Below are 23,348 nucleotides of genomic sequence, written 5' to 3'. Positions count from 1 at the left end.
ACACTCGTTGAATCGATGAACAGCCGGCCGCGCCCCGCCAGGCGGGGTCGGCAACCGGAAGGCAGGGGGATTCAGCGAGCGGAAGGCGGACCGCGCGCGTCGAACAGCGCGATCCAGCGGGCGAAGACTTCGCCCTCGAGCCAGACGAAGCTGGCGGCCGGCAGCAGCACCGGCAGGAAGACCGGGGGCACGCAAGGCGCGGCCGACCCGTGGGACAACTGGTCGTAGAGCCGGCACTCGGCCTCGGTGTGGACACCGAAGAGCGCGGACAGGCCGTGCGAGGCCGCGGCCTCGTCGACCTGCGCGGAGACAGCGGTCGACGGTGCCGGCGGCGAACCGTGCAGCGTGCGGTGCAGCAGGCCCAGCGTGGTCGCGGCCCACAGCGCGAATGCCAGCGCGCACAACAGGGTGCGGCTGCGGAGGGTGCGCTGGGCAAAAGGCATCTTTAGTCAGTCGAGGACAGAGCAAAAACTGCTTCGCAGTTTCTTGGTCTGTCCCGCGAAGTTTCAGGTTGGTCGAGGACAGAGCAAAAACTGCTTCGCAGTTTCTTGGTCTGTCCCGCGAGGTTTCAAGCTTTCACGCGGGCCGCGAAGGTCTGCTGGAACTTCTCGACCTTGGGCCCGACCACGAAGGCGCAGTAGCCCTGGTCCGGGTGGTTCAGGAAGTAGTCCTGGTGGTAGGCCTCGGCGGTCGAGTAGTTGGCCAGCGGCGCGACCTCGGTCACGATCGGCGAGCGGTAGGTTCCGCCGTCGGCGATCTCGCGGATCACCTCCTCGGCCACTTGCTTCTGCGCCTCGTCGGTGTAGTAGATGCCGCTGCGATACTGGGTGCCGGCGTCGTTGCCCTGGCGGTTGAGGGTGGTCGGGTCGTGCACCACGAAGAAGATCTCGAGGATCTCGCGCAAAGTGATCTGCGACGGGTCGAAAGCCACCTTGACGACTTCGGCATGCCCGGTGCGGCCGGTGCAGACCTGGTCGTAGCTCGGGTTCACGACTTGTCCGTTGCTGTAGCCGGACTCCACATCCAGCACGCCCTGCACGCGGTCGAACACCGCTTCGGTGCACCAGAAGCAGCCACCGCCGAGGATGATGGTTTCGGTTGGCGAGGATGGCGATGGCATGGCAACTCCGGCGAAGGTCGAGACGAACCCCGCATTGTGCCGGCTTGACGCCCCGCACCGGCCTCACTACATTACTAACCCGTCAGTCATTAATTCACATGCCCGCTCCCCGATTCCTCAAGGACAAGTTGTGTCCCGTGAGCGCCAAGCGCGAGCGGCGCAAGGAGGCCCGTCCGGGCGAGTTGCTGGAGGCGGCGCTGGACCTGTTCGTCGAGAAAGGCTTCGCCGCCACCCGCTCGGAGGAGGTCGCGGTCCGCGCCGGCGTCTCCAAGGGCACCCTCTTCCTTTACTTCCAGAGCAAGGAAGAGCTGTTCAAGGCCGTCGTGATCGAGAACCTGGCCGGCCGCTTCACCGAGTGGAACCGCGAGTTCGACGAGTACGAAGGCAGCACCGCCGACATGCTGCGCTATTGCATGCGGGTCTGGTGGGAACGCGTCGGCTCGACCAAGGCCTCGGGCCTGACGAAGCTGATGATGAGCGAGGGCCGGAACTTTCCCGAGCTGGCCGAGTTCTATCGCCGCGAAGTGGTGCAGCCGGGCCACAAGCTGCTGCGGCGCATCGTCCAGCGCGGCATCGACAGTGGCGAGTTCGCACCGGTCGACGTCGACCTCGCGATCTACACCGTCGTCGCGCCGATGATCTTCCTGATGCTCACCAAGCATTCGCCGGCCATCTGCTTCGACGAGAAATCCGACATCGACCCCGAGAAATACCTGGCGCTCCAGGCCGAGACCGTGCTGCACGGCCTCAGCCTGCCGCCGAAGGCTGCCGCATGAAAAGAACGATGAAGTGGGCCGTCGCGGCGCTGATCCTGGTGCTGCTCGTAGGCGGCGCGCTGCGCGCCCTTGGCGCGCGCAAGGCGCAGCAGGCAAAGCTGGCAGCCGGTGCGCCCGCGGCCGAGACCGTGGTGGAACTCTCGCCGGCCGACGTGGTGCGGGTCGCGCGCCGCGAGCTCGCCGAGACGCTGCCGGTCTCGGGCACGCTCAGGGCGGTCGATTCGGCACAGGTCAAGGCCCGTGTCGCCGGCGAGCTGATCGGGCTCGCGGTGCGCGAGGGCGACACGGTCGCGGCGGGCCAGGTGATCGCGCGCATCGACCCGATCGAATATCAGTCGCGCCTGCGCCAGGCCCAGGAGCAGGCCGATTCGGCCCGCGCCCAGGCCGAGGTGGCGCAGCGCACCTTCGACAACAACAAGGCGCTGGTCGATCAGGGCTTCATCTCCCGGACCGCGCTCGAGACCTCGCAGTCGAACCTCAATTCGGCGCTGTCGACCCACCGCGCCGCGCTGGCGGCGGTCGAGATGACCCGCAAGTCGCTCGACGACACCGTGCTCAAGAGCCCGATCGCGGGCCAGGTGGCGCAGCGCTTCGCGCAATCGGGCGAGCGCGTCGGGGTCGATGCCAAGATCATCGAAGTGGTGGACCTGAGCCGCATCGAGGTCGAGGCCACGCTGGCCGCGGCCGACTCGGTGGCGGTGCGCGTCGGCCAGCGCGCCAGCCTGCAGATCGAGGGCAGCGGCGCGACCGACCCGAAGGGCGGCGAACGCAGCGTCGGCGCCAGCGTGGTGCGCGTCAATCCGAGCGCGCAGGCGGGCAGCCGCAGCGTGCTGGTCTACCTGCGGCTCGACCGCTCCACCGGTTTCCGCCAGGGGCTGTTCGCGCAGGGCACGATCGACGTCGGCCGCACCGAAACGCTGGCCCTGCCGCTGAGCGCGGTGCGCACCGACAAGCCGGCGCCCTACGTGCAGATGGTGGTCGACGGACGCATCGTGCACCGTCCGGTCGAGACCGGCCTGCGCGGCCAGTTCGACGGCCAGACGATGGTCTCGGTGCGCGGCATCGACGACGGCGCGGTGGTGGTGGCCGGCAGCCTCGGCCCGCTGCGCCAGGGCACGGCGGTGCGGCTGACACCGGTGGCCGCCGGCACGGCGCCGGCCGCCGTTCCTTCAGCGCGCAGCGCGCCCTGAGGCTGGCACGGCATGTGGTTCACCCGCGTCAGCCTCAAGAACCCGGTCTTCGCGACCATGTTGATGCTCGCCCTGGTGGTGCTGGGCGCCTTCTCCTACCAGCGGCTGCAGGTCGACCAGTTTCCGAACATCGATTTCCCGGTGGTGGTGGTGATCACCGAGTACCCCGGCGCCTCGCCCGAGATCGTCGAGAGCGAGGTCACCAAGAAGATCGAGGAAGGCGTCAACTCGATCGCCGGCATCAACGCGCTGACCTCGCGCAGCTACGAGGGCCAGTCGGTCGTCATCATCGAGTTCCAGCTCTACGTCGATGGCCGCAAGGCGGCCGAGGACGTGCGCGAGAAGGTGGCCGGCGTGCGGCCGCTGTTCCGCGACGAGGTGAAGGACCCGCGCGTGCTGCGCTTCGACCCGGCCTCGCGCGCCGTCTGGTCGGTGGCGGTGCTGCCCGAAGGGCCGAAGGAGCAGCAACCCAGCGCGGTCGAACTCACCAACTGGGCCGACCAGGTGCTCAAGAAGCGCCTGGAGAACGTGCGCGGCGTCGGCTCGGTGACGCTGGTCGGCGGCACCAAGCGCGAGATCAACATCTACCTCAATCCGCAGGCGATGGAGGCCTTCGGCGTCAGCGCCAGCCAGGTGGTCGATGCGGTGCGCAGCGAGAACCAGGCGCTGCCGGTCGGCTCGGTGCGCTCGCTCGAACAGGACCGCGTGGTCCAGATCGACGCCCGCATGGAGCGACCCGAGGACTTCGGCCGCATCATCGTCGCCCGCAAGGGCGGTGCGCCGATCCGGGTCGACCAGGTCGCGACCGTGCGCGACGGCGCCCAGGAGATCGACAGCCTGGCCCTCTACAACGGCCAGCGCACGCTGCTGCTGTCGGTGCAGAAGGCGCAGGACGAGAACACCATCCAGGTGGTCGACGGGCTCGTGAAGGCGATCGCCGAGATCAAGCCGCAGCTGCCGCCGGGCGTGCGGCTCGAACCCATCGGGGACGCCTCGCGCCCGATCCGGGTCGCGGTCGAGAACGTGCGCCAGACGCTGATCGAAGGCGCCCTGCTCACGGTGCTGATCGTGTTCCTGTTCCTGAACTCGTGGCGCTCGACCGTGATCACCGGCCTGACGCTGCCGATCGCGCTGATCGGCACCTTCTGGTTCATGGCGATGTTCGGCTTCACGATCAACATGATCACGCTGATGGCGCTGTCGCTGTGCGTGGGCCTCCTGATCGACGACGCGATCGTGGTGCGCGAGAACATCGTGCGCCACGTGCAGATGGGCAAGGGGCCCTACCGCGCCTCGCTCGACGGCACCCAGGAGATCGGCCTGGCGGTGCTGGCGACCACGCTGTCGATCGTGGCGGTGTTCCTGCCGATCGGCTTCATGGAAGGCATCATCGGCAAGTTCTTCCACGAGTTCGGCATCACGATCGTGGCGGCCGTGATGATCTCGATGTTCGTGAGCTTCACGCTCGACCCGATGCTGTCGAGCATCTGGCACGACCCGGCGATCGACAAGCATGGCAAGAACGAGGCCCCCGCCACCTTCTACGACAGGACCATCGGCCGCGTCACCGGCTGGTTCGACCGCGCCACCGAGCGCCTCGCCGAGGGCTATCAGGGCATCCTGCGCTGGGCGCTGGTGCACAAGCTGGCCACCGTGCTGGCGGCCCTGGGCATCTTCATCGCCAGCATCTTCATGGTGCCGCTGCTGGGCACCGAATTCGTGCCCAAGGCCGACTTCTCCGAAACCTCGATCAGTTTCTACACCCCGGTCGGCTCCTCGCTCGAGGTGACCGAGGCCAAGGCGCGCCAGGTCGAGGCGGTGCTGCGCGAGATGCCCGAGGTGCGCTACACGCTCACCACCATCAACAGCGGCGACGCGCAGGGCAAGATCTACGCGAGCATCTACGTGCGGCTGGTCGATCGCCGCTCGCGCAGCCGCAGCGTCGACCAGATGTCCACGGTGCTGCGCGAGCGGCTGCGATCGATTCCCGGCATCACGGTCACGCACGTCGGCCTGCGCGACTCGGTCGGCGGCAACAAGCCGATCGAGTTCTCGCTCCAGGGCCCGGACCTCAAGGAACTCGAGCGCCTCACCCGAAAAGTGATGGAGTCGATCCGCCCGATCCCCGGCCTGGTCGACCTCGACTCCAGCCTGAAACCCGACAAGCCGACGGTCAGCGTGGTGATCCGGCGCGATGCCGCCTCCGATCTCGGCCTCGGCGTGGCGCCGATCGCGGCCGCGCTGCGCACGCTGGTGGCCGGCACCACGGTGGGCAACTGGCGTGCGCCCGACGACCAGACCTACGACGTCAACGTGCGGCTGGCACCCGAGGTGCGCAATTCGCCGGCCGACCTGGCCCGCCTGCCCTTCCTGAGCACCGCGGTGGGCGCCAACGCCGACGGCTCGAGCCGCATCGTGCGCCTGGCGCAGGTGGCCGAGGTGCGCGAATCCGCCGGCCCGAACCAGATCAACCGCCGCGCGCTGGCGCGCGAGGTGAGCATCAACGCCAACGTCGACGGCCGCTCGGCCGGCGAGATCTCGGCCGACGTCCGCGCCGCGCTGGCCGGCATCGCGTTTCCGCCGGGCTACGGCTGGCAGTTCAGCGGCTCGACCAAGAACATGCAGGAGTCCTTCGGCTATGCGGTCTCGGCGCTGGCGCTGGCGGTGATCTTCATCTACATGATCCTGGCCAGCCAGTTCAGGAGCTTCCTGCAGCCGCTGGCGCTCATGACCGCGCTGCCGCTGACCCTGATCGGCGTCGTGCTGGCGCTCCTGATCTTCCGCTCGACGCTGTCGATGTTCTCGATCATCGGCGTCGTCATGCTGATGGGCCTGGTGACCAAGAACGCAATTCTGCTGGTCGACTTCGCGATCCGCTCGCGCGAGCCCGGCGTCGCCGAGGACGGCACGCCGATCCCGGGGCTGCCGCGCGCCGAGGCCCTGCTGCTGGCGGCCCGCGTGCGGCTGCGCCCGATCCTCATGACCACGCTGGCGATGATCTTCGGCATGGTGCCGCTGGCCTTCGCCGTGAGCGAGGGTTCCGAGCAGCGCGCGCCGATGGGCCAGGCCGTGATCGGCGGCGTCATCACCTCGTCGCTGCTGACGCTGGTGGTGGTGCCGGTCGTCTATTGCTACATGGACGACCTGGCCAACTGGGCCAGGCGCCGCTGGGCCGGCAAGCCCAAGGCGGCGGCCGAAGAAGCCGCCGGTCCGGCGCCTAAAATCGAAAGTTTGTCCTGAGTCCCCGAGGAGAGACCCCATGAACCCCACCCCGACACTGGAGCGCCTGCGCTTCAACATGATCGAACAGCAGATCCGACCCTGGGACGTGCTCGATCTCGAAATTCTCGACCTGCTGGCCCAGATCCGGCGCGAGGACTATGTGCCCGAAGCGCACCGCGCCCTGGCCTTCTTCGACATGGAGATCCCGCTCGAAGGCGCAAGCACGGCCAGGGAACCCGGCCAGTGCATGCTCTCGCCCAAGGTCGAGGCGCGCATGCTGCAGGACCTGCACATCCAGAAGCATGAAACCGTGCTCGAGATCGGCACTGGCTCCGGCTTCATGGCCGCCCTGCTGGCCCACCGCGCGGCCCAGGTGCTGACGCTGGAGATCGATCCCGGCCTGGCCGCCGGCGCCGCCCAGAACCTGCGTCGCAATGGCGTGTTGAACGTCGAGGTGCGCCATGCCGACGGCGCCACGCCGCTGCCGAGCGGCCCGACCTTCGACGTCATCGTGCTGAGCGGCTCGGTGGCCCGCATTCCGCAAGGCCTGCTGGGCTCGCTGAACATGGGCGGCCGGCTGGCGGCCGTGGTCGGCGACGAACCCATGATGCGCGCCCATTTCGTGACCCGCACCGGCGAAGGCAAGTGGGACGTGCTTCAGCCGTGGGACACGGTCGCGCCGCGCCTGCTGAACTTCCCCGCGCCCTCGCGCTTCAACTTCTGAACCCCAACTCCTGTCTTTCATGATCGATCAAATCCGCCCGGCCGAGCTTGCCGACTGGTTCGCCAGGAACCCGAACGCGAGGCCGGTGGTGCTCGACGTGCGCGAGCCGTGGGAGCTCAAGACCGCAAGCGTGGTGCCACAGGGCTTCACCCTGGCGACGATCCCGATGAACGAGATCCCGGCGCGCGTCAGCGAACTCGACCCGGGCCAGCGCATCGCCTGCCTGTGCCACCACGGCGGGCGCAGCCAGCGCGTGGCCGCCTTCCTGGCACAGAACGGTTTCGACGAGGTGGCGAACATCGCCGGCGGCATCGATGCCTGGTCGGCCCAGCAGGATCCGGCCATCCCCCGGTACTAGATGAAACACCCCCGAAGCGCCTGCGGCGCCTCCCCCTCAAGGGGGCGATACCAGCGGCCCGTCAAAGCCGGTTCCGCGGTATCTCTGGAATTGGGCTGCGCCGGTTTGATGCGTTGCGGGCAGCGCTGAGTTCTCGCCACCGAGTCATCAATTTTGAATCTCCAAGGACGCTTCATGCCCGTGCCCAGGCCTCTTCCTCTATCGGCAGCGCTCGCGACGGTGTTCGCAGCGGCATTCGCGCTGCCGGCCCATGGCCAGAGCCTGATCGAACTCTACGACGCGGCACGCGGCTATGACGCCACCTACCAGGGGGCACGGGCGCAGTACGACGCCAACCTGGCACGGGCCGCGCAGGCCAAGGCCGGCATCCTGCCGGCGGTGGGGCTGTCGGGCAACGCCACGGCCACCCATCAGGAACTCTCGACCGACAACGCCTTTCTCAACCGCGGCATCCCGACGCAGGCCGCCGGCATCAACGCCACGCAGCCGCTCTACCGGCCCGCCAACTGGGCCGCCTACGAGCAGAGCAAGCGCCAGGTCACGATCGCCGAGGACGTCCTCAAGATCGCCGAGCAGGACCTGGTGGTGCGGGTGAGCCAGGCCTACTTCGACGTTCTCTCGAGCCAGGACAGCCTGGCGCTGGTTCGGGCGCAGAAGATCGGCGTCGCCGAGCAGCTGGCCTCGGCCAAGCGCAACTTCGAGGTCGGCACTTCGACCATCACCGACACGCGCGAGGCCCAGGCCCGCTACGACCTGGTCCTGGCCCAGGAGATCGCGGCCGAGAACGACCTGCAGGTCAGGAAGATCGTGCTCGACCAGCTGGTCGGCCGCCCCGGCACCCAGCCGATCCCGCTGGCCGCACCGGTGGCGCTGCCGACGGTGCTGCCGGCCGACATCAATGCCTGGGTCACCCAGGCCGAAGACGCGCATCCGGCCATCGACCAGGCACGGCTGGGCCTCGAAGTGGCGAAGCTCGAGGTCGACAAGGCCCAGGCCGGCCACAAGCCCACGCTCGATGCGCAGCTGGGCTACAACGTCACGAACAACCCGAACGGCACCACCACCAGCACGACCACCGGCAAGGTACGCGTGAACGCCGCGAGCATCGCGGTGGTGTTCAACATGCCGCTGTTCGCGGGTTTCGCGACCGAGAACCGCGTGAAGGAAACGCTGGCGCTCGAAGAGAACTCGCGCCAGACGCTGGAGTCGACCCGCCGCAGCGTCTCGCAGGCCACGCGCTCGGCCTACCTGGGGCTGATCTCGGGTGCGGGCCAGGTGAAGGCGCTGGAAGCTGCAGAGGCCTCCAGCCAGAGCGCACTCGACGCCAACCGGCTCGGCTACCAGGTGGGCGTGCGCATCAACATCGACGTGCTCAACTCCCAGGCCCAGCTGTTCCAGACCAAGCGCGACCTCGCGGTGGCGCGCTACAACGTGCTGGTGGGCAACCTCAAGCTGCGCCAGGCCAACGGCACGCTGAGCGCCGACGACTTGAAGGCGATCAACGACACGCTCGCGATCGGCGGCCGCGCCAGCGTCCAGAGCGAGGCCTCGCCGACCCAGCCGTCGGCCGCCACGCGCAGCCCGGTGCCGGTGCCGCCCTCCTCGCTGCCGACGCCGGTGCCGTCGGCCATTCCCGTGATTCCGCCCGTGATCACGCCGCCCTTCAATCCCCAGCCGCCGACGATGCCGGTGCCGCCCCCGCCGCCCGAGATCGTCCTGCCTCCGCAGCCTGCGCGCTAGGCCGGCGCCGGGCCGCCAGCGCGGCGAAGTCCGCGCTTCGCGCTGACGGGCGGCCTGCTGACCCCCCTCGGGGGGCAGCGACCCACACGCAGTGGGGGAGCGTGGGGGCTCTCAAGCCTGCATCATGTCGCGGACCAGGCTCGTGAACGCAAGCGCCGCCGGCGACAGCGTGCGATTGGCGAGCATCACGATGCTGTAGTGCGTCTGCATGCGGGTCAGCCGCTTGATCGGCAGCCGCAGCAGCGATTCGGTGCCGTGGTTGAGTCCCGCCGTGTCGGGCGCGAGGATCACCGCGCTGGCGGTCAGCGCCAGATGCCTGAGCGTCCCCAGGTCGTCGCAGACGATGTTGAACACGGGGCGATCGATGCGCTTCACCTGCTTGTCGAAATGCGCGTTCACGCCCAGCGGCAGGTTGGGACTGGCCACCGGATAGTCCATCGCCTGGTCGAGCGTCACCTCCCCGAGCGCCAGCAGCGGGTGCTTCGGCCGCACGAAGAAGGACACCGACACGTTGGGCAGCCGCTTCATCTGCAGCCCCGGCTGCTTCTTCAGGTCGCGCGTATCGGCGACGAACAGGTCGAGCTGGCGCCGGTGCAGCCGATCGCACAGTGAATTGGGATCGGCCACCTCGATGCGCACCACGAGCTGCGGATAGCGCTGCGTCATCAGCGACAGGGCCGGCCGGCCCAGCATGCCGGCGGCGAAGGGGCCGAGCCCCACCTGCAGGCTGCCGGTCGACAGGCCCTGCAGCAGCAGGACGTCGCGCCGCACCTGCGCGGCATCGGCCATGAGCTCCCTGGCGCGTGCCAGCACCAGCTCGCCCGCGGCGGTGAAGCGCACCTGGCCGTAGGCACGGTCGACCAACCGCGCCTGCAGGTCTTCCTCGAGCTTGTCGATGCTGCGCGACAGCGCGGGCTGCGACAGGTGCACCGCCTCGGCGGCGCGGCCGAAGCTGCCCTGCTCGGCGAGCGCGATCAGGTGCTGAAGCTGGCGCAGCTGCATTTTGCGCTCCAGTACAAATTGAAAGCCCTATTTTGCATTGGCTATCAGATTCTCCATTGCCCAGAATAGGCGCCATTCAAGCAATGAAGGAGACGCGATGAAGACGGCATTCAAGTGGCGGCTGGCCGGCCTCCTGCTGGCGGGCCTCGGCTGGCAGGCGCAGGCCCAGTCGCCGGACTATCCGCGCAAGGCCGTGACGATGGTCGTGCCCTATGCGGCCGGCGGTGGCACGGACGTGGTCGCGCGCTCGCTGGCCGAGCAGATGACGCGGCAGCTCGGCCAGCCGGTGATCATCGACAACAAGCCCGGCGCCGGCGGCATCCTCGGCACCACGGCGGTGGCCAAGGCGGCGCCGGACGGCTACACGGTGCTGGTCGGGCTCACGCAGTCGCTCCTGACCAACCAGTTCCTCTACGAGAAGCTGCCCTACGACCCACGCAAGGAACTGGCCCTGGTGACGCAGATCGCCACCGCGCCGCTGATGCTGCTGGTGCCGGCAGCGTCGCGGATCCAGAACGTCGCCGACCTGCAGCGCGAGATGCGCGGCTCGGCCGCCGGCGGCAACTGCGGCTCGTGGGGCGCGGGCTCGTACCCGCACCTGGCCTGCGCGCACATGGCGCAGTTCTGGAAGGCCGGCATCACGCACATCGCCTACAAGGGCGAGGCGCCGATGCTGCAGGACCTGGTCGGCGGCCAGCTCAGCTTCACCTTCGCGAGCATCGTCTCGGCCAAGCCCTACCTCGACGGCGGCAAGCTGCGCGCGCTCGCGATCACCGGCGAGCAGCGCATGCTCCAGATGCCGAACCTGCCGACCTTCGCCGAAGCGGGCTTCGCCGATGCCGAGTACCGGATGTCGGGCTGGCTCGCGCTGGCGGTGCCGCACGGCACGCCGAAGCCGGTGGTCGCGCGGCTGCAGCAGGCCGCGCAGCAGGCGCTGGCCTCGCCCGAGCTGGTCAAGCGCTTCGAGATGCTGGGCATGGCGCCGATGGGCAGCACACCCGAGCAGTTCCATCAGAGCTATGACGCCGCCTGGCCGGTCTGGGAACGTCTGGTGAAGGTTTCGGGAGCCAGATTGGACTGACCCCCAGGTTGGCTCACTTCGTGTAGCCGCCCACCCCTTCCAGGGGGCAATACCAGCGGCCCGGCAAAGCCGGTTGCGCGGCATTCCCCGCATTGCGGGGCCCTTCACTTGGACCTTGAGACAACGATGCAGACGAACAACGCTTTCCTCGACGACGTCGAGCTCGAAGACCCCACCACCCGCGGCTTCGTCGCGACCTGGCCGAACGCCGAGATCCGCGACGCCGCCGGGCGCGTCGTCTGGACCCTGGCCGGCTACGAGTTCCTCGCAGCGGAAGAGCCGGCCCCGACCGTCCATCCCGGTCTCTGGCAGCAGGCCCGCCGCAACATGACGCACGGCCTGTTCGAGGTGTGCGAGCGCATCTACCAGGTGCGCGGCTTCGACCTCGCCAACATGACGATCATCGAGGGCGAGCGCGGCGTCATCATCATCGACCCGCTGACCTGCGCCGAGACCGCGGCGGCGGCGCTCAGGCTGTACCGCGAGCAGCGCGGCGACCGGCCCGTCACGGCCGTGATCTACAGCCACAGCCATGTCGACCATTTCGGAGGCGTGCGCGGCGTCATCGACGAGCAGGAGGCGATTCGCCTGGGCGTGCCGATCATCGCGCCGGCCGGTTTCCTCTGGCACACCGTGGCCGAGAACATGATCGCCGGCAATGCGATGTCGCGGCGCTCGCAGTTCCAGTTCGGCCACACGCTGCAGCGCGGCGTCTGCGGCCAGGTCGACTGCGGCCTGGGCAAGAGCCTGCCGCACGGCACCGTGACCCTGATCCCGCCCACCCGCACGATCGAAAAGGAGCGCGAACGCCACGTGGTCGACGGCGTCGAGATCGTCTTCGCGCTGGCGCCCGAGAGCGAGGCGCCATCGGAGATGTTCTTCTTCTTTCCGCAGCTGCGGGCGCTGAACCTCGCCGAGCTGGGCCAGCACACCATGCACAACCTGTGTCCGCTGCGCGGCGCCCAGGTGCGTGATGCGCGCCTGTGGTCGCGCTACCTCGACGAGGCGCTGCACGAGTTCGCGCCGCATTCGGACGTGGTCTTCGCGCAGCACAACTGGCCCACCTGGGGCAACGACACGCTGACGCGCTTCATCGCCCGGCAGCGCGACCTCTACAAGTATGTGCACGACCAGACCGTGCGGCTCATGAACAAGGGCCAGACCGCGATCGAGATCGCGGAAGCGCTGCGGCTGCCGCCCGAGCTGGTCGACGTCGAGCATGCGCAGGGCTACTACGGCACGCTGGTGCACAACGTCAAGGCGGTGGTGCAGCACTACCTGGGCTGGTACGACGGCAACCCGTCGCGGCTGCATGCGCTGCCGCCGGTCGAGGCCGGCACGCGCTACGTGGCCTACATGGGCGGTGCTGCCGCGCTGCTCGAACGCGCGCAGGCCGACTTCCAGCGCGGCGAGCACCGCTGGGTCGCCGAGGTCACGAGCCATCTGGTGTTCGCCGAGCCCGGCAACCAGGCCGCGCGCGCGCTCTGTGCGGCGTCGCTCGAGGCGCTGGGCTTCGCCAGCGAATCGGCGACCTGGCGCAACGCCTACCTGCTGGCGGCGCGCGAGCTGCGCCTGGGCGTGCCGGCGGCGAAGCGCCGCAGCCTGAGCTACGACCTGCTGAAGGCGGTGCCGATGGAGATGTTCCTCGACTGCCTGGCGATCCGGCTGGTCGCCGAACGCGCGAGCGGCCACCACCTGGGCCTCGCCTGGCACATCGTCGACGCCGGCGAGTCCTGGATGCTGACGCTGGCCAACGCCGCCCTGACCTACCGGCGCTGCGAGCCCGGCGCCGCCGCCGACGCCTCCATCGCGGTGAGCCGCGACCGGCTCGCCGGCCTGCTCGCCGATGAGTCCGGCATCGCGGCCGCGATCGCGAGCGGCATCGAGGCCGGCCAGATCGCGGTGGAGGGCGAGGCGTCGCGGGTCTACGCGCTGCTCGGCATGCTCGACGAGTTCGAACCGATGTTCAACGTCGTCGAACCCTGAGACCGCGGGCGGCAGGCCGCTACTTGGCCAGCTCGCTCAGGTTTACCGGCTTGATCTTGCCGCCTTCCACGGTGGCGACCAGCGGGTCGACGATGGTGCCGCCGACGGCGTCGACGCCCTTGAACTCGCCGGCGTTGGTTTCCTTCGCCATCTTGGTGAGCGCCTCGCCGATCTTGGCGCGGATCGCGGCCGCATCGGTGGTGGTGCCGGCGAGCTTCATGGCGCTGGCCAGTGCGTGCGTCAACGTGTAGTTGTAGGAAGACTCGGTGGTCGGGTCCTTGTCGGCGCCATAGGCCTTGCGGTAGGCCGCGGCGAAAGTCTTCGGGCCGACCCGCTCGTCATACGAGACCGGCAACACGCCGATCGAACCCTCGAGCGGCGCCAGGCCACCGGTGACCTTCGCCATCTCGTCCAGCTTGGCCTGGTCCATGATCAGGAAGCCGCCCTTGAAACCCAGCTCGCGCGCCTGCTTGACCACCAGCGCGGTCGGCTCCGACGGGCCGCCGACGAACAGCACGTCGGGCTTCTCGGCCAGCACGCGGCTCACGCCGCTGTAGAAATCGGCCGAGCGGTTGTAGGACATCGGGTTGTTGGAGGCGATCGCGCCGCCGGCCTTTTCCCAGGCCGGGCCGAAGAGCTGGGTCCAGTTCTTGGCGTACTCGTGGTCGCCCGGCAGCATGCCGACCTTCTTGCCGAACTTCTTCATCTCGTAGCTCGTGAAGGGCTCGATGTAGGAGTTGAAGGTCGGCGGGATGCGGATCGTGAGCTTGTTGCCGGTCTCGGTGATCTTCGGCGTGCTCGAGTACGCCATCACGATGAACTTCTCCTGCTCGTTGAAGGCCTGCATCGCGTAGATGCCGCCCGAGTGCGGCACGAACACCGCCGGGCTCTGGTACTGCTGCACCAGGCGCCGGGCGTTGATCGCGGCCTCGGCCGGCGCGTACTTGTCGTCCAGCGCCACCAGCTCGAGCTTGACCTTCTTGCCGGCGACCTCGAGGCCCGCGGCGTTGATCTCCTTGATGGCCATCTCCATGCCGTTGACCACGTTCTTGCCGTACAGCGCGGCGCCGCCGCTCAAGGGGCCGGTGAACCCGATCTTGACGGTTTCCTGCGCCAACGCGGCGCCCGCGCCGAAGGCAGCCGCGAGTGCGACGACGAGGGGCAAGGCAGTTCTTTTGATACTCATACGGGTGGCTCCAGGTGGTTGAACAATTTGATCAGTTGAGGACAGAGCAAGAACTGCTGCGCAGTTTCTTGGTCTGTCCCGCAAAGCCTCAGCAAGTCGAGGACAGAGCAAAAACTGCTGCGCAGTTTCTTGGTCTGTCCCGCAAGGTCTCAGGCTCCGATATAGGCAGCGCGCACCGCCTCGTTGTGCAGCAGCGAGTCGCGGTCGCCTTCGAGCGCGATGCGGCCGCGCTCGATCACGTAGGCGCGGTGCGCGATGGCCAGCGCCGAGTACGCGTTCTGCTCGGCCAGCAGCACCGTGGTGCCGGCCTGGTTGATGCGCTGGATGACCTCGAACACCTGCTTGACGATCAGCGGCGCGAGGCCCAGCGAGGGCTCGTCGAGCAGCAGCAGCTTCGGTCGGCCGAGCAAGGCGCGGCCGATCGCCACCATCTGCTGCTGGCCGCCCGAGAGCGAGCCGGCCGGATGGTCCTGCTTCTGCGCGAGGACCGGGAACAGCTCGAACACCTCGTCGAGCGAGCGCTGGATGCCGGCCGTGTCGCGCCGGTGCACGTAGGCGCCGAGCACGAGGTTCTTCTTCACCGACATCATCGCAAACAGCTTGCGGCCCTCGGGACAATGCACCAGCCCCGAGGCGACGATCTGCGCCGGCCGCTGCCCGACCAGCTCGCGCTCGCCGAAGCGGATGCTGCCGGCGCTCGGCTTGTGGATGCCGCTGGCGGCCATGAAGATCGAGGTCTTGCCGGCGCCGTTGGCGCCCAGCAGCACCACCAGCTCGCCCGGTGCCGCGTGCAGCGTCACGCCGGAGAGCGCGCGGAAGCTGCCGTAGTGCAGGTCGACGCCGTCAAACCGCAACATGGTCGGCTCCCAGGTAGGCTTCGATCACCTGCGGGTCGCGCCGGATCTGGTCCGGCGTGCCTTCGGCGATCTTGGCGCCGTTGTTGAGCACGACGATCTTGTCGGCCAGTCGCATGATCATGTCCATCTTGTGCTCGATCAGGCAGACCGTCTTGCCGTGGTCCACCAGCTTGCGGATCAGGGCCGCGAGGCCCACGGTCTCCTCGGGGTTCACGCCGCCGGCCGGCTCGTCGAGCAGCAGCAGCTCCGGGTCGGTGGCCAGCGCCAGCGCGAAGGCGACGCGCTTGCGCTCCTCCTGCGTGATGTCGGCCGCGATGCGGTGGGCGACATGCGACAGGCCGACGAAGTCGAGCGCCTCCTGCGCCCTGTCGCGGCACAGGCGCTCTTCCTGCTGCAGCCGGCGCGTGTTGGCGAGCACGTCCCACAGGCCCGACTTCGTGCGCAGGCGGTGGCCGACGATCAGGTTGTCGAGCACGGTGGCGTGGTCGAACAGGTGGGTGGTCTGGAAGGTGCGCGCGATGCCCAGCCGTGCCACGTGATCGGGCCGCATGCCGGTCACGTCCTGGCCGTTGAAGCGGATGCGCCCCGAGCTCGGCTTGTGCGTGCCCGCCACCAGGTTGAAGAAGGTGGTCTTGCCGGCGCCGTTGGGTCCGATGATGGCGCTCACCTGGCCCCGTTCGAAGCGGGTCGACACGTTGTCGACCGCGGTGAGCCCGAAGAACTGCTTGGTCAGCGATTCGATTTCAAGCATGGGTCTGTGCCTCCTGGGCGACCGCGCCCGTGCGGGCCGCCTGGGCGACCTTCGCCGCATCCGCGCGCTGGGCCCGGCGCTTGAGCCAGGTGCCGACGATGCCGTCCGGCAGGAAGATGATCAGGGCGATCAGCACCGGGCCGAACACCACCATGCGGTAGTCCTGCAGGAACTGAAGGCTCTGCGTCAGCCAGGTGACCAGGAAGGTGCCGAGCAGCGGCCCGAGCAGCGTGCCGATGCCGCCGACCAGCACGAACATGACGAGATCGAAGGTCACGGCTTCGCTCGCCAGGTCGGGGCCGAGGAAGCGCACCTGGCCCGCATACAGCGCGCCGGCGAAGCCGGCATAGACCACCGACAGCACGAAGGACAGCGTCTTGGTGCGCATCAGGTCGATGCCCAGCGCCTCGGCCAGGTCGTCGCTGTTGCGCACCGCCATGAAGCTGCGGCCCAGCAGCGAGCGCACGATGCGCGCCATGATCCAGAGCCCCAGCACCAGGAAGGCCAGCACCAGGTAGTACTGCGACAGCGGCGTGCCGAACTGCAGCGGCCCGATGCCGGTCGGCGCCGGGATGCCCATGATGCCGACCGGCCCGTGGGTCAGGCTCTCCCACTTCTCGATCAGCAGGAACATGATGTAGCTCACGCACAGCGTGAAGATCGAGAAGTAGTGGCCCTTGAGCCGCAGCGACAGCAGGCCGATGAAGAAGCCCAGCACCGCGGTCACCAGTCCGGCCGCCATGAAGGCGATCCAGAACGGCACCTGGTGGTCGACCGTCAGGATGCCCACCGTGTAGGCGCCGACCGCCATGAAGGCGCCGTGCGCCAGATTGAACTGCCCGGTGTAGCCGGTGATGAGGTTCAGCCCCAGCGCGGCGATGGCCATGATGAAGGCCTGCGTCGCCACCGAGATCAGGTAGTTGTTCTGCGCGAACAGCGGGAACACGAGCGCCGCCGCGGCCAGCAGGGCCCAGCCGGTCTTTCCTTGGAGCCAGTTCATCAGCGCGCTCCTTTCGCGGTGAACAGGCCCTGCGGGCGGAACGACAGGATCACCACCAGCAGCACGAAGGCGATGATGTCCTTGTAGTCGGTCGAGAAGTAGAAGCCGCCGAAGCTCTCGGCCATGCCGATGATCAGCCCGCCGACGATGGCCCCCGGGAAGCTGCCCATGCCGCCCAGGATGATGATCACGAAGGCCTTGGTGATCACCAGGTTGCCCATCGCCGGGTACACCAGGTTGATCGGCGCATAGAGCACCGCGGCGACCGCGGCCAGCGCACCCGAGATCGCGAACACCAGCAGCGTCACGCGCGTGGCGTCGATGCCGACGAGCGCGGCGCCGTCGCGGTTCTGCGCCATCGCGATGATGGTCGAGCCGATCACCGTGTGGTTCAGGAACAGGTGCAGCAGCACCATGAGGCCGAAGGCGCCGGCGATGATCAGCAGCCGCTGCAGGGGCGCCGTGAGGCCGAAGACCTCGACAACCTGCCCGTAGGGCGTGGGCATGCGGTGGAAGTCGGCCCCGAACAGGGCCTGCGCACCGGCCTCGAGGAACAGCAGCACGCCGATGGCCGCGATCATGTCGTGCAGCTCCGGCGCGTTGCGCAGCGGATGGAACACCAGCCGCTGCGTCAGCATCGAGATCGCCGCCACGATGGCCGCCGCGCCGGCCATCGCCAGCCAGTAGTTGAGGCCCAGTTTGGCCATCAGGTAGTAGCCCGCGAAGGCGCCCGACATGTAGAACGCGCCATGGGCGAAGTTCGGTACGTGCAGGATGCCGTAGACCAGCGTCAGGCCCAGCGCCACCAGGCTGTAGACGCCCCCGACGGTGAGGCCGTTCAGGAGTTGCTGAAAGAACATTTCCACATGATTCCTCGGTGTGACCCAGGCGATGCAGCCGCGGCGGCATCGAACGCGCCGGGCCATTGTGTGAGGGAGTGCGAGGACGCCGACTAAGGTTTCTCCGGGGTCCGCGTCGCCTTGGAGACTCGCGCTCCTACCCGGCGGTAGGGAGCAGAATGCGGCGCCAGGAGGCTTCCATGACACGCACCATTGCCGACAAACGCACCGACTTTCGCGCCCTCCACGCCCAGGGCTTCTTCGTGCTGCCCAATCCCTGGGACGTGGGCAGCGCGCGCTATCTCGAAGGCCTGGGATTCAAGGCGCTGGCGACCACCAGCTCGGGCTGTGCCTGGTCGCAGGGCCGTCCCGACGGCGCCCTCTCGCGCGACGCGGTGCTGGCCCATCTGCGGGACATCGTGGCGGCGACCGACCTGCCCGTGAACGCCGACTTCGAGAGCGGTTTCGGCGCCGATCCGCAAGGCGTTGCAGAGAGCGTCCGGATGGCGGCGGCCACCGGCGTGGCGGGCCTCTCGATCGAGGACTCGACCGGCGACCCCGCCCATCCGCTGCATGACATCGATGTCGCGGTCGCGCGCATGCGCGCCGCGCGCGCGGCCATCGACGAGGCCGGCGGCGATGTGCTGCTGGTGGGGCGGGCGGAGAACTTCTTCGCCGGACGCCCCGACCTGGACGACGCCATCGCCCGCCTGAAGGCCTATGCGGAGGCCGGCGCCGATTGCCTCTACGCGCCGGGCATTCGCACGCGCGAGCAGATCGCCGCCGTGGTGGCCGCGGTGGCGCCGAAGCCGGTCAACCTGCTGGTCGGAGCGGCCAGCGACTTCACGCTGCAGGACATCGAAGCGCTCGGCGTGCGCAGGGTCAGCGTCGGCGGCGCCATGGCGCGCTCGGCCTGGGGCGGGTTCATTCGGGCCGCGCGCGGCATCGCCGAGCAGGGGCGCTTCGACGGCTTCGCCGACGCCGCATCCGGCAACGAACTCAACGCGTTCTTCAAGAGCGCGGACCGGCAGCCTTGAGGCGAAGGGCCTGACGCGCCCTTCAGCATTCGGGCGGGATGCCGATAAGGTTCTCATGAACACCTATCCGACCTCCAGCCAGGCGACCGGCGTCGCCCGCACGCTGAGCAAGCGCTTTCCAGGCACCATCGTGGTCTACCAGACCTCCGAGCGGGAGTTCGTGACGGCCCGTTCCAACGACCGGGTCAGCGGCCTGGTCCAGGGCCTCTACCGCGACGGCTACCTGCTGCCGCCGGCACACCGGCCGGAATCGCTCAGGCGCTGATTTCCACCCGATTGCCGCGTGCCTTGCGCGATCCATGAGACGCGGCTGAAACTCGAAAGGGGCGTTCGGGGTTCGGCGCGCGTGCCGAGGCCACCGACGGACGAGCGCCCCTTGACGCCCGACACGGGTGAAAGGTGGTCAAATGACGACGCTCCCGCGGAGGCGAAGTCGATATGGATGCCTTGTCCGAGGTCTTGAAGATCCTGCAGTTCAACAGCGCGATCTTCTTCAACGCCAGATTCACCGCACCCTGGTGTTTTGCTTCGCCGGAAGCGGACGCGGTGGCCAAGCAGGTCAATGCGGGATCCGAGCGCCTGCTTTTCTACCATTTCTTCGTGGACGGTTCGTGCACCGTGAAGCTCGACGGCATGCCGCCGCTGGACCTGCAAGCCGGCGACATCATCCTGTTTCCGCATGGCGATGCCCACACGATGGCCTCGTCAGGGCGGGCCGGGCCCGGGCCGCTGCTCGACGTGCGTGCGCTGTTGCGCGAGAGGCCCGACGAACTGCAGCTGGGCGGCGGCGGCGAGCCGACCCGCTTCATCTGCGGCTATCTGTCATGCGATCCAATCCTTTGCCGACCGGTCCTGGCGGCGCTGCCCAGGGTGTTGACGGTCAGGCTCAGGAACGACGAAAAGACCGACTGGGTGGAGCGTTCCTTTGTCTACGCGGTGGCGGAGGCCGCTTCCACGCAACCCGGTGGCGAAGGCGTGCTGGCCAAATTGTCCGAGGTGCTGGTGGTCGAGACATTGCGCCGATACATCTCCCAGATGCCCGAGGGCCAGACCGGTTGGCTCGCGGGCTTGCGCGATCGCACCGTCGGCAAGTGCCTCGCCCTCATGCACGAGAAGCCGGCGAGCCAGTGGACGCTCGAGAGCCTTGCACGCGAGGCCGGGACATCACGGTCGGTTCTCGCCGAGAAATTCACTCACTTCGTCGGACAACCCCCCATCCAGTATCTCGGCAAGTGGCGCATGGCGCTCGCCTCGAACCTGCTTCGACGCAGCGCCTTGAGCATGATGCACATCGCGCTGGAAGTCGGCTATGAAACCGATACCGCCTTCAGCCGCGCCTTCAGGCGCGAATTCGGCATGCCCCCGGCATCCTGGCGCCGCGAGCACAACCTCAAGGGTCCGTCTGAACTCAACGACCGAAAGCGATCCATGCGATCAGCGCACCGAAGCTGAGGAACTGAACGAAGAACAACGTGAAGCGCACCGACACCACCCGATCCGTCTGGGCCAAGCAGACGTGGACCAGCGACTGGGGGATCCGCGTCGCCAGGATGACCACGCACAGCGCATCCACCGCGGGATCGGCGATGCCGAAGGCGCGCAACGCAAAGACCAGTACCGCGAACACCGGCAGGTTCTCGACGCAGTTCGCATGCGCGCGCATGGCGCGCACGTACCAGTCCTGCCCCTCGACATGATCGGCCCGGAAATCGCCCATTCCCGCCCGACCACGGAAGACCCGGCTCAACCGGTAGGCGCCCACGGTCGTGAGCAGGAGGATCAGGGTCCAGGCGGCGAAGCCCATCAGCATCAATTCCGGCAGCATCTCGGTCTCCTGTTGTGGACCCTGATGGGCATGGCGACGCCCTACTGGGGAAGCGCCGCGGACGATGGAGTGGGCATCGCGTAGAGCAGCGGCCCGAGCGCATCCGTCACCCTGGCAACCTGCCGGTCATCGAGAACGCTGAAGAGCACCTTCTGGAAGCGCGGCGCCGTCACGCCCGACACGATGTACTGCCAGCGATACGCCTTCAGGATCCCCTCGCCGATGGCGGTTCGTTGCGCATCCGCGTAGTGCTTGCCCGCCATCGACTCGAAGTAGTTCGCATCGGCGCGAGCCTGAGCCTGGAGAATGCCGTCGACCGCCACGACCAGGTCGATCAGGTCGCCGACGGCCGCGTCGCGTTCGGCGGCGTTCAGGCGCGCGTCCTCGCGAAGGAACTCGAGTTCGTCCAGCACGGCGTGCTGCGACTCCTCTTTCCAGTGGGCCAGGAAGACGTCTTTCCACAGTTCGCACAGGTCGTCCCGCGGTTCGATGCTGGCGCGATAGTGAGCCAGCGTGAAGAGCTCGATGTCCAGAGTCAGTGCAAGGACCGACCAGCTGCTCTTGCTCAGCACGGCTGTCGCGACGGCATTGGGATCGGCCGTTGCCACGTATCCCGCCGGCATGTCGGCGGCCATCATCGTTTCCATGCGCCGGAACAACTCCTGGTGCTTCAGTTCCTCGTCGGCCATGCGGACCAGGGCCTCGAGGGCCATTTGGTCGCCGAGCGCGTGCTGCCGGCTGATCTCGAGCACCTTGGCGCCGATGAAGCGCTCCACCAGGCCGAAGATGTAGGCGTAGCTTCGACCCTGCACCTGGCTCAGCAAACGCTGGGCATCGGGCGTCATGAAATCCAGCTCGTTCACCAGCGACAGGCCGGCCGGCAGGAACGTCTTCTCGAAATCGAATCGCCGGCCACGAATGACGTCGTTGTCGATGTCCCAGCGGATGCGTTTGGAATTCGCGATGACCTTCGAGTACTGGTTCGCGGAGGTGACGGTTTCCATGATGGCCTCTTTCAAAGTCGTTGAAGGAGCCTCCATGATCGAAGCGCGACGTGAAGCAAGTCGGGCCACGCGTCCGCAAATCTTGCCCGTTGATCCGGGCGCGCCGGTGCCAAGTCCGCGCCGGACCCATCGCACGCCGTCGGCGCGAGCCCGCCCCGATGCCCCACAGTCCCGCGGTGACTCAGCCCTACTCCAGCCGCGGCTCCGCCCGCTCCTCGCCGACCGGCGAGGCGGCCTCCGCGATCACCAGCAGCGCGGTCGCGGTGCGCTCGGCCGCACCTCGGTTCGCATTGGCGAAGGCCAGCGCGGCTTGCGCCATCGCCTCGCGGCGCTCGGGGTTCTCGGTCAGCTTGAGCGCCGCCGTCACCGCGTGTTCCATGTCGGCAACGCGCTGCGAGGCGCCGGCCGCGAGCGAGAGTTCGGCGGCTTCGGCGAAATTGAAGGTGGACGGTCCCATGATCACCGGGCAGCCGCAGGCGGCGGCCTCGATCAGGTTCTGCCCGCCCAGCGGCTCGAAGCTGCCGCCCAGCAGCGCGACATCGGCCAGGCCGTAGTAGAGCGCCATCTCGCCCAGCGAATCGCCGAGCCAGATCTCGGCTTCGGTCGGCGCCCCCGCGGCACTGCGGCGCGCGACCGCGAAGCCGTGCGATTCGACCAGCGCCGCGACCTCGTCGAAGCGCTGCGGATGCCGCGGCACGATCATCCACTGCACATCGTGCACGCGCCGCGCGATCGACTGGATCGCCTCCTGTTCGGGCGGCACCGGCGCCAGGGCGCCGAAGCGCTTGAGCACCTCGAGCAATTGCCGCTCCTCGCCGTCGCGCGAGCTCGCAAAGACCACGATCGGCCGCGGCAACTGCGTGCGCAGCTTGGCCGCCGCGTTGAGCTGCCGCAGATCCGGCGTGGCATCGAACTTGAGGTTGCCGAACACGCCCGAGACCTTGGCACCCAGCGACACCAGGCGATGCGAATCGGCTTCGGTCTGGGCCCACACGGCCGCCAGCGCCGAGTAGGCGGGCCGCGCCAGCCAGGCGAGCCGCTCGGCCCCGGCCAGCGACTTCTCGTTCAGGCGCGCGTTGGCCAGCACCAGCGGAATGCCGCGCTCGGTGCAGGCGGCGGTCATCTCGGGCCAGACCTCGGTCTCCATCAGCACGCCGATGCGCGGGCGAAAGCGATCGAGGAAGCGCGCCACCGCACCCGGCGCATCCCACGGCTGCCAGACCTGCAGGTCGCCGGGCTCCAGCAGCTTGGCGCCCTCCTCGCGGCCGGTCGCCGTGCCGTTGGTGAGCAGGATCGGAATGCCCGGGTATTGCCGGCGCAGCTCGGTGATCAGGATGCCGGCGGCGCGCGCCTCGCCGAGCGAGACCGCATGGATCCAGCACCAGCCGGTGCCGACCGCCGCCTCGTCGTAGTGGCCGAAGCGCTCCTCGACCGCATGGGCATAGCCCGGTTCGGCCACGGCGCGGCGGCGCAGCTTGCGCCGTACCAGCGGCTGGGCCAGGGTGGTGAAGGCGCCGTAGAGGCGCAAGAGCAGGGAACGCACGTTGTCCGTATCGATGTCAGTACTTCATCAGGCGGTCGCCTGACCCACGACGCATGAAACCGGCGCAGTCAAAGGCCAGGAACACCGCGGAACCGGCTTTGCCGGGC

22 protein-coding genes are annotated in these 23,348 nt (G+C 68.3%); 11 read left to right on the top strand and 11 right to left on the bottom strand.

Annotated elements, in window-relative coordinates:
* Positions 1-71: 71 nt before the first annotated feature.
* Entirely contained in the window at positions 72-443 is a 372-nt protein-coding gene (locus tag AC1DYK_RS08200; protein ID WP_478165813.1) for a hypothetical protein, read from the bottom strand.
* A 125-nt stretch (positions 444-568) separates the two neighbouring features.
* The gene (gene msrA / locus AC1DYK_RS08195) at positions 569-1,120 is read right to left on the bottom strand and encodes a peptide-methionine (S)-S-oxide reductase MsrA (RefSeq protein WP_478165812.1); all 552 of its coding nucleotides are present in this window, start codon (positions 1,118-1,120) and stop codon (positions 569-571) included.
* Between the two features lie 98 nt (positions 1,121-1,218).
* On the opposite strand from msrA, the gene AC1DYK_RS08190 reads away from it, so the two are divergent.
* The 6 genes from AC1DYK_RS08190 to AC1DYK_RS08165 all read left to right on the top strand — a co-directional run bounded on the left by AC1DYK_RS08190 (position 1,219) and on the right by AC1DYK_RS08165 (position 9,130).
* On the top strand, positions 1,219-1,896 hold the full coding sequence (locus AC1DYK_RS08190) for a TetR/AcrR family transcriptional regulator (RefSeq protein WP_478165811.1): 678 nt from the start codon (positions 1,219-1,221) through the stop codon (positions 1,894-1,896).
* The gene (locus tag AC1DYK_RS08185) at positions 1,893-3,086 is read left to right on the top strand and encodes an efflux RND transporter periplasmic adaptor subunit (protein WP_478165810.1); all 1,194 of its coding nucleotides are present in this window, start codon (positions 1,893-1,895) and stop codon (positions 3,084-3,086) included. The genes AC1DYK_RS08190 and AC1DYK_RS08185 overlap by 4 nt, the downstream gene beginning before the upstream one ends.
* A 12-nt stretch (positions 3,087-3,098) precedes the next feature.
* Positions 3,099-6,326 carry an efflux RND transporter permease subunit gene (locus AC1DYK_RS08180; RefSeq protein WP_478165809.1) on the top strand — a complete coding sequence of 1,076 codons (3,228 nt, stop codon included), beginning with the start codon at positions 3,099-3,101 and terminating at the stop codon, positions 6,324-6,326.
* Positions 6,327-6,345: 19 nt separating this feature from the next.
* Positions 6,346-7,032, top strand: a complete 687-nt coding sequence (locus AC1DYK_RS08175; protein WP_478165808.1) for a protein-L-isoaspartate O-methyltransferase family protein — start codon at positions 6,346-6,348, stop codon at positions 7,030-7,032.
* 19 nt (positions 7,033-7,051) lie between these two features.
* Complete coding sequence (locus AC1DYK_RS08170; protein ID WP_478094035.1) at positions 7,052-7,390, top strand: rhodanese-like domain-containing protein; 339 nt, start codon at positions 7,052-7,054, stop codon at positions 7,388-7,390.
* A gap of 174 nt (positions 7,391-7,564) precedes the next feature.
* On the top strand, positions 7,565-9,130 hold the full coding sequence (locus AC1DYK_RS08165; RefSeq protein WP_478165807.1) for a TolC family outer membrane protein: 1,566 nt from the start codon (positions 7,565-7,567) through the stop codon (positions 9,128-9,130).
* Positions 9,131-9,241: 111 nt separating this feature from the next.
* On the opposite strand, the gene AC1DYK_RS08160 is transcribed toward AC1DYK_RS08165, so the two are convergent.
* Complete coding sequence (locus tag AC1DYK_RS08160; protein WP_478165806.1) at positions 9,242-10,132, bottom strand: LysR family transcriptional regulator; 891 nt, start codon at positions 10,130-10,132, stop codon at positions 9,242-9,244.
* A gap of 97 nt (positions 10,133-10,229) precedes the next feature.
* On the opposite strand from AC1DYK_RS08160, the gene AC1DYK_RS08155 reads away from it, so the two are divergent.
* Both AC1DYK_RS08155 and AC1DYK_RS08150 read left to right on the top strand, forming a co-directional pair.
* The gene (locus AC1DYK_RS08155) at positions 10,230-11,213 is read left to right on the top strand and encodes a Bug family tripartite tricarboxylate transporter substrate binding protein (protein ID WP_478165805.1); all 984 of its coding nucleotides are present in this window, start codon (positions 10,230-10,232) and stop codon (positions 11,211-11,213) included.
* Positions 11,214-11,339: 126 nt separating this feature from the next.
* Positions 11,340-13,199, top strand: a complete 1,860-nt coding sequence (locus AC1DYK_RS08150) for an alkyl/aryl-sulfatase (RefSeq protein WP_478165804.1) — start codon at positions 11,340-11,342, stop codon at positions 13,197-13,199.
* Positions 13,200-13,218: 19 nt separating this feature from the next.
* On the opposite strand, the gene AC1DYK_RS08145 is transcribed toward AC1DYK_RS08150, so the two are convergent.
* The 5 genes from AC1DYK_RS08145 to AC1DYK_RS08125 all read right to left on the bottom strand — a co-directional run bounded on the left by AC1DYK_RS08145 (position 13,219) and on the right by AC1DYK_RS08125 (position 17,859).
* Positions 13,219-14,385 (bottom strand): ABC transporter substrate-binding protein, encoded by a 1,167-nt coding sequence (locus AC1DYK_RS08145; RefSeq protein WP_478165803.1) that lies wholly within the window; start codon positions 14,383-14,385, stop codon positions 13,219-13,221.
* Between the two features lie 149 nt (positions 14,386-14,534).
* On the bottom strand, positions 14,535-15,242 hold the full coding sequence (locus AC1DYK_RS08140; RefSeq protein ID WP_478165802.1) for an ABC transporter ATP-binding protein: 708 nt from the start codon (positions 15,240-15,242) through the stop codon (positions 14,535-14,537).
* Complete coding sequence (locus tag AC1DYK_RS08135) at positions 15,229-15,993, bottom strand: ABC transporter ATP-binding protein (RefSeq protein WP_478165801.1); 765 nt, start codon at positions 15,991-15,993, stop codon at positions 15,229-15,231. The genes AC1DYK_RS08140 and AC1DYK_RS08135 overlap by 14 nt, the downstream gene beginning before the upstream one ends.
* Positions 15,986-16,993 carry a branched-chain amino acid ABC transporter permease gene (locus AC1DYK_RS08130; RefSeq protein ID WP_478165800.1) on the bottom strand — a complete coding sequence of 336 codons (1,008 nt, stop codon included), beginning with the start codon at positions 16,991-16,993 and terminating at the stop codon, positions 15,986-15,988. Before AC1DYK_RS08130 ends, AC1DYK_RS08135 begins: the two co-directional genes overlap by 8 nt.
* Positions 16,993-17,859, bottom strand: coding sequence for a branched-chain amino acid ABC transporter permease (locus tag AC1DYK_RS08125; RefSeq protein WP_478086173.1), 867 nt, complete (start codon positions 17,857-17,859; stop codon positions 16,993-16,995). Before AC1DYK_RS08125 ends, AC1DYK_RS08130 begins: the two co-directional genes overlap by 1 nt.
* Before the next feature lie 173 nt (positions 17,860-18,032).
* On the opposite strand from AC1DYK_RS08125, the gene AC1DYK_RS08120 reads away from it, so the two are divergent.
* The 3 genes from AC1DYK_RS08120 (at position 18,033) to AC1DYK_RS08110 (ending at position 20,321) form a co-directional block, all read left to right on the top strand.
* The gene (locus AC1DYK_RS08120; protein WP_478165799.1) at positions 18,033-18,869 is read left to right on the top strand and encodes an isocitrate lyase/PEP mutase family protein; all 837 of its coding nucleotides are present in this window, start codon (positions 18,033-18,035) and stop codon (positions 18,867-18,869) included.
* Positions 18,870-18,924: 55 nt separating this feature from the next.
* A complete protein-coding gene (locus tag AC1DYK_RS08115; RefSeq protein ID WP_478165798.1) occupies positions 18,925-19,134 on the top strand; it encodes a hypothetical protein in 210 nt (69 codons plus the stop codon).
* A gap of 173 nt (positions 19,135-19,307) precedes the next feature.
* Positions 19,308-20,321 (top strand): AraC family transcriptional regulator, encoded by a 1,014-nt coding sequence (locus tag AC1DYK_RS08110; protein WP_478165797.1) that lies wholly within the window; start codon positions 19,308-19,310, stop codon positions 20,319-20,321.
* Here AC1DYK_RS08110 and AC1DYK_RS08105 read toward each other — a convergent pair.
* From AC1DYK_RS08105 to AC1DYK_RS08095, 3 genes are all read right to left on the bottom strand, one after another.
* Complete coding sequence (locus AC1DYK_RS08105; RefSeq protein WP_478165796.1) at positions 20,278-20,694, bottom strand: MAPEG family protein; 417 nt, start codon at positions 20,692-20,694, stop codon at positions 20,278-20,280. The genes AC1DYK_RS08110 and AC1DYK_RS08105 overlap by 44 nt on opposite strands.
* 41 nt (positions 20,695-20,735) lie before the next feature.
* Positions 20,736-21,698 (bottom strand): hypothetical protein, encoded by a 963-nt coding sequence (locus AC1DYK_RS08100; RefSeq protein ID WP_478165795.1) that lies wholly within the window; start codon positions 21,696-21,698, stop codon positions 20,736-20,738.
* 187 nt (positions 21,699-21,885) lie between these two features.
* Complete coding sequence (locus AC1DYK_RS08095; protein WP_478165794.1) at positions 21,886-23,241, bottom strand: 3-deoxy-D-manno-octulosonic acid transferase; 1,356 nt, start codon at positions 23,239-23,241, stop codon at positions 21,886-21,888.
* Positions 23,242-23,348 lie beyond the last annotated feature (107 nt).

The sequence above is a fragment of the Variovorax sp. P2_H12 genome, assembly GCF_056403395.1.
Note: the sequence above shows the minus strand (reverse complement) of the source record. Positions and strands in the feature narration are given on the sequence as shown.

Bases quoted from the DNA above. Each gene is read 5' to 3' on its own strand.
- AC1DYK_RS08200 (WP_478165813.1), bottom strand. From the start codon at position 443: ATGCCTTTTGCCCAGCGCACCCTCCGCAGCCGCACCCTGTTGTGCGCG.
- msrA (WP_478165812.1), bottom strand. From the start codon at position 1,120: ATGCCATCGCCATCCTCGCCAACCGAAACCATCATCCTCGGCGGTGGC.
- AC1DYK_RS08190 (WP_478165811.1), top strand. From the start codon at position 1,219: ATGCCCGCTCCCCGATTCCTCAAGGACAAGTTGTGTCCCGTGAGCGCC.
- AC1DYK_RS08185 (WP_478165810.1), top strand. From the start codon at position 1,893: ATGAAAAGAACGATGAAGTGGGCCGTCGCGGCGCTGATCCTGGTGCTG.
- AC1DYK_RS08180 (WP_478165809.1), top strand. From the start codon at position 3,099: ATGTGGTTCACCCGCGTCAGCCTCAAGAACCCGGTCTTCGCGACCATG.
- AC1DYK_RS08175 (WP_478165808.1), top strand. From the start codon at position 6,346: ATGAACCCCACCCCGACACTGGAGCGCCTGCGCTTCAACATGATCGAA.
- AC1DYK_RS08170 (WP_478094035.1), top strand. From the start codon at position 7,052: ATGATCGATCAAATCCGCCCGGCCGAGCTTGCCGACTGGTTCGCCAGG.
- AC1DYK_RS08165 (WP_478165807.1), top strand. From the start codon at position 7,565: ATGCCCGTGCCCAGGCCTCTTCCTCTATCGGCAGCGCTCGCGACGGTG.
- AC1DYK_RS08160 (WP_478165806.1), bottom strand. From the start codon at position 10,132: ATGCAGCTGCGCCAGCTTCAGCACCTGATCGCGCTCGCCGAGCAGGGC.
- AC1DYK_RS08155 (WP_478165805.1), top strand. From the start codon at position 10,230: ATGAAGACGGCATTCAAGTGGCGGCTGGCCGGCCTCCTGCTGGCGGGC.
- AC1DYK_RS08150 (WP_478165804.1), top strand. From the start codon at position 11,340: ATGCAGACGAACAACGCTTTCCTCGACGACGTCGAGCTCGAAGACCCC.
- AC1DYK_RS08145 (WP_478165803.1), bottom strand. From the start codon at position 14,385: ATGAGTATCAAAAGAACTGCCTTGCCCCTCGTCGTCGCACTCGCGGCT.
- AC1DYK_RS08140 (WP_478165802.1), bottom strand. From the start codon at position 15,242: ATGTTGCGGTTTGACGGCGTCGACCTGCACTACGGCAGCTTCCGCGCG.
- AC1DYK_RS08135 (WP_478165801.1), bottom strand. From the start codon at position 15,993: ATGCTTGAAATCGAATCGCTGACCAAGCAGTTCTTCGGGCTCACCGCG.
- AC1DYK_RS08130 (WP_478165800.1), bottom strand. From the start codon at position 16,993: ATGAACTGGCTCCAAGGAAAGACCGGCTGGGCCCTGCTGGCCGCGGCG.
- AC1DYK_RS08120 (WP_478165799.1), top strand. From the start codon at position 18,033: ATGACACGCACCATTGCCGACAAACGCACCGACTTTCGCGCCCTCCAC.
- AC1DYK_RS08115 (WP_478165798.1), top strand. From the start codon at position 18,925: ATGAACACCTATCCGACCTCCAGCCAGGCGACCGGCGTCGCCCGCACG.
- AC1DYK_RS08110 (WP_478165797.1), top strand. From the start codon at position 19,308: ATGGATGCCTTGTCCGAGGTCTTGAAGATCCTGCAGTTCAACAGCGCG.
- AC1DYK_RS08105 (WP_478165796.1), bottom strand. From the start codon at position 20,694: ATGCTGCCGGAATTGATGCTGATGGGCTTCGCCGCCTGGACCCTGATC.
- AC1DYK_RS08100 (WP_478165795.1), bottom strand. From the start codon at position 21,698: ATGGAAACCGTCACCTCCGCGAACCAGTACTCGAAGGTCATCGCGAAT.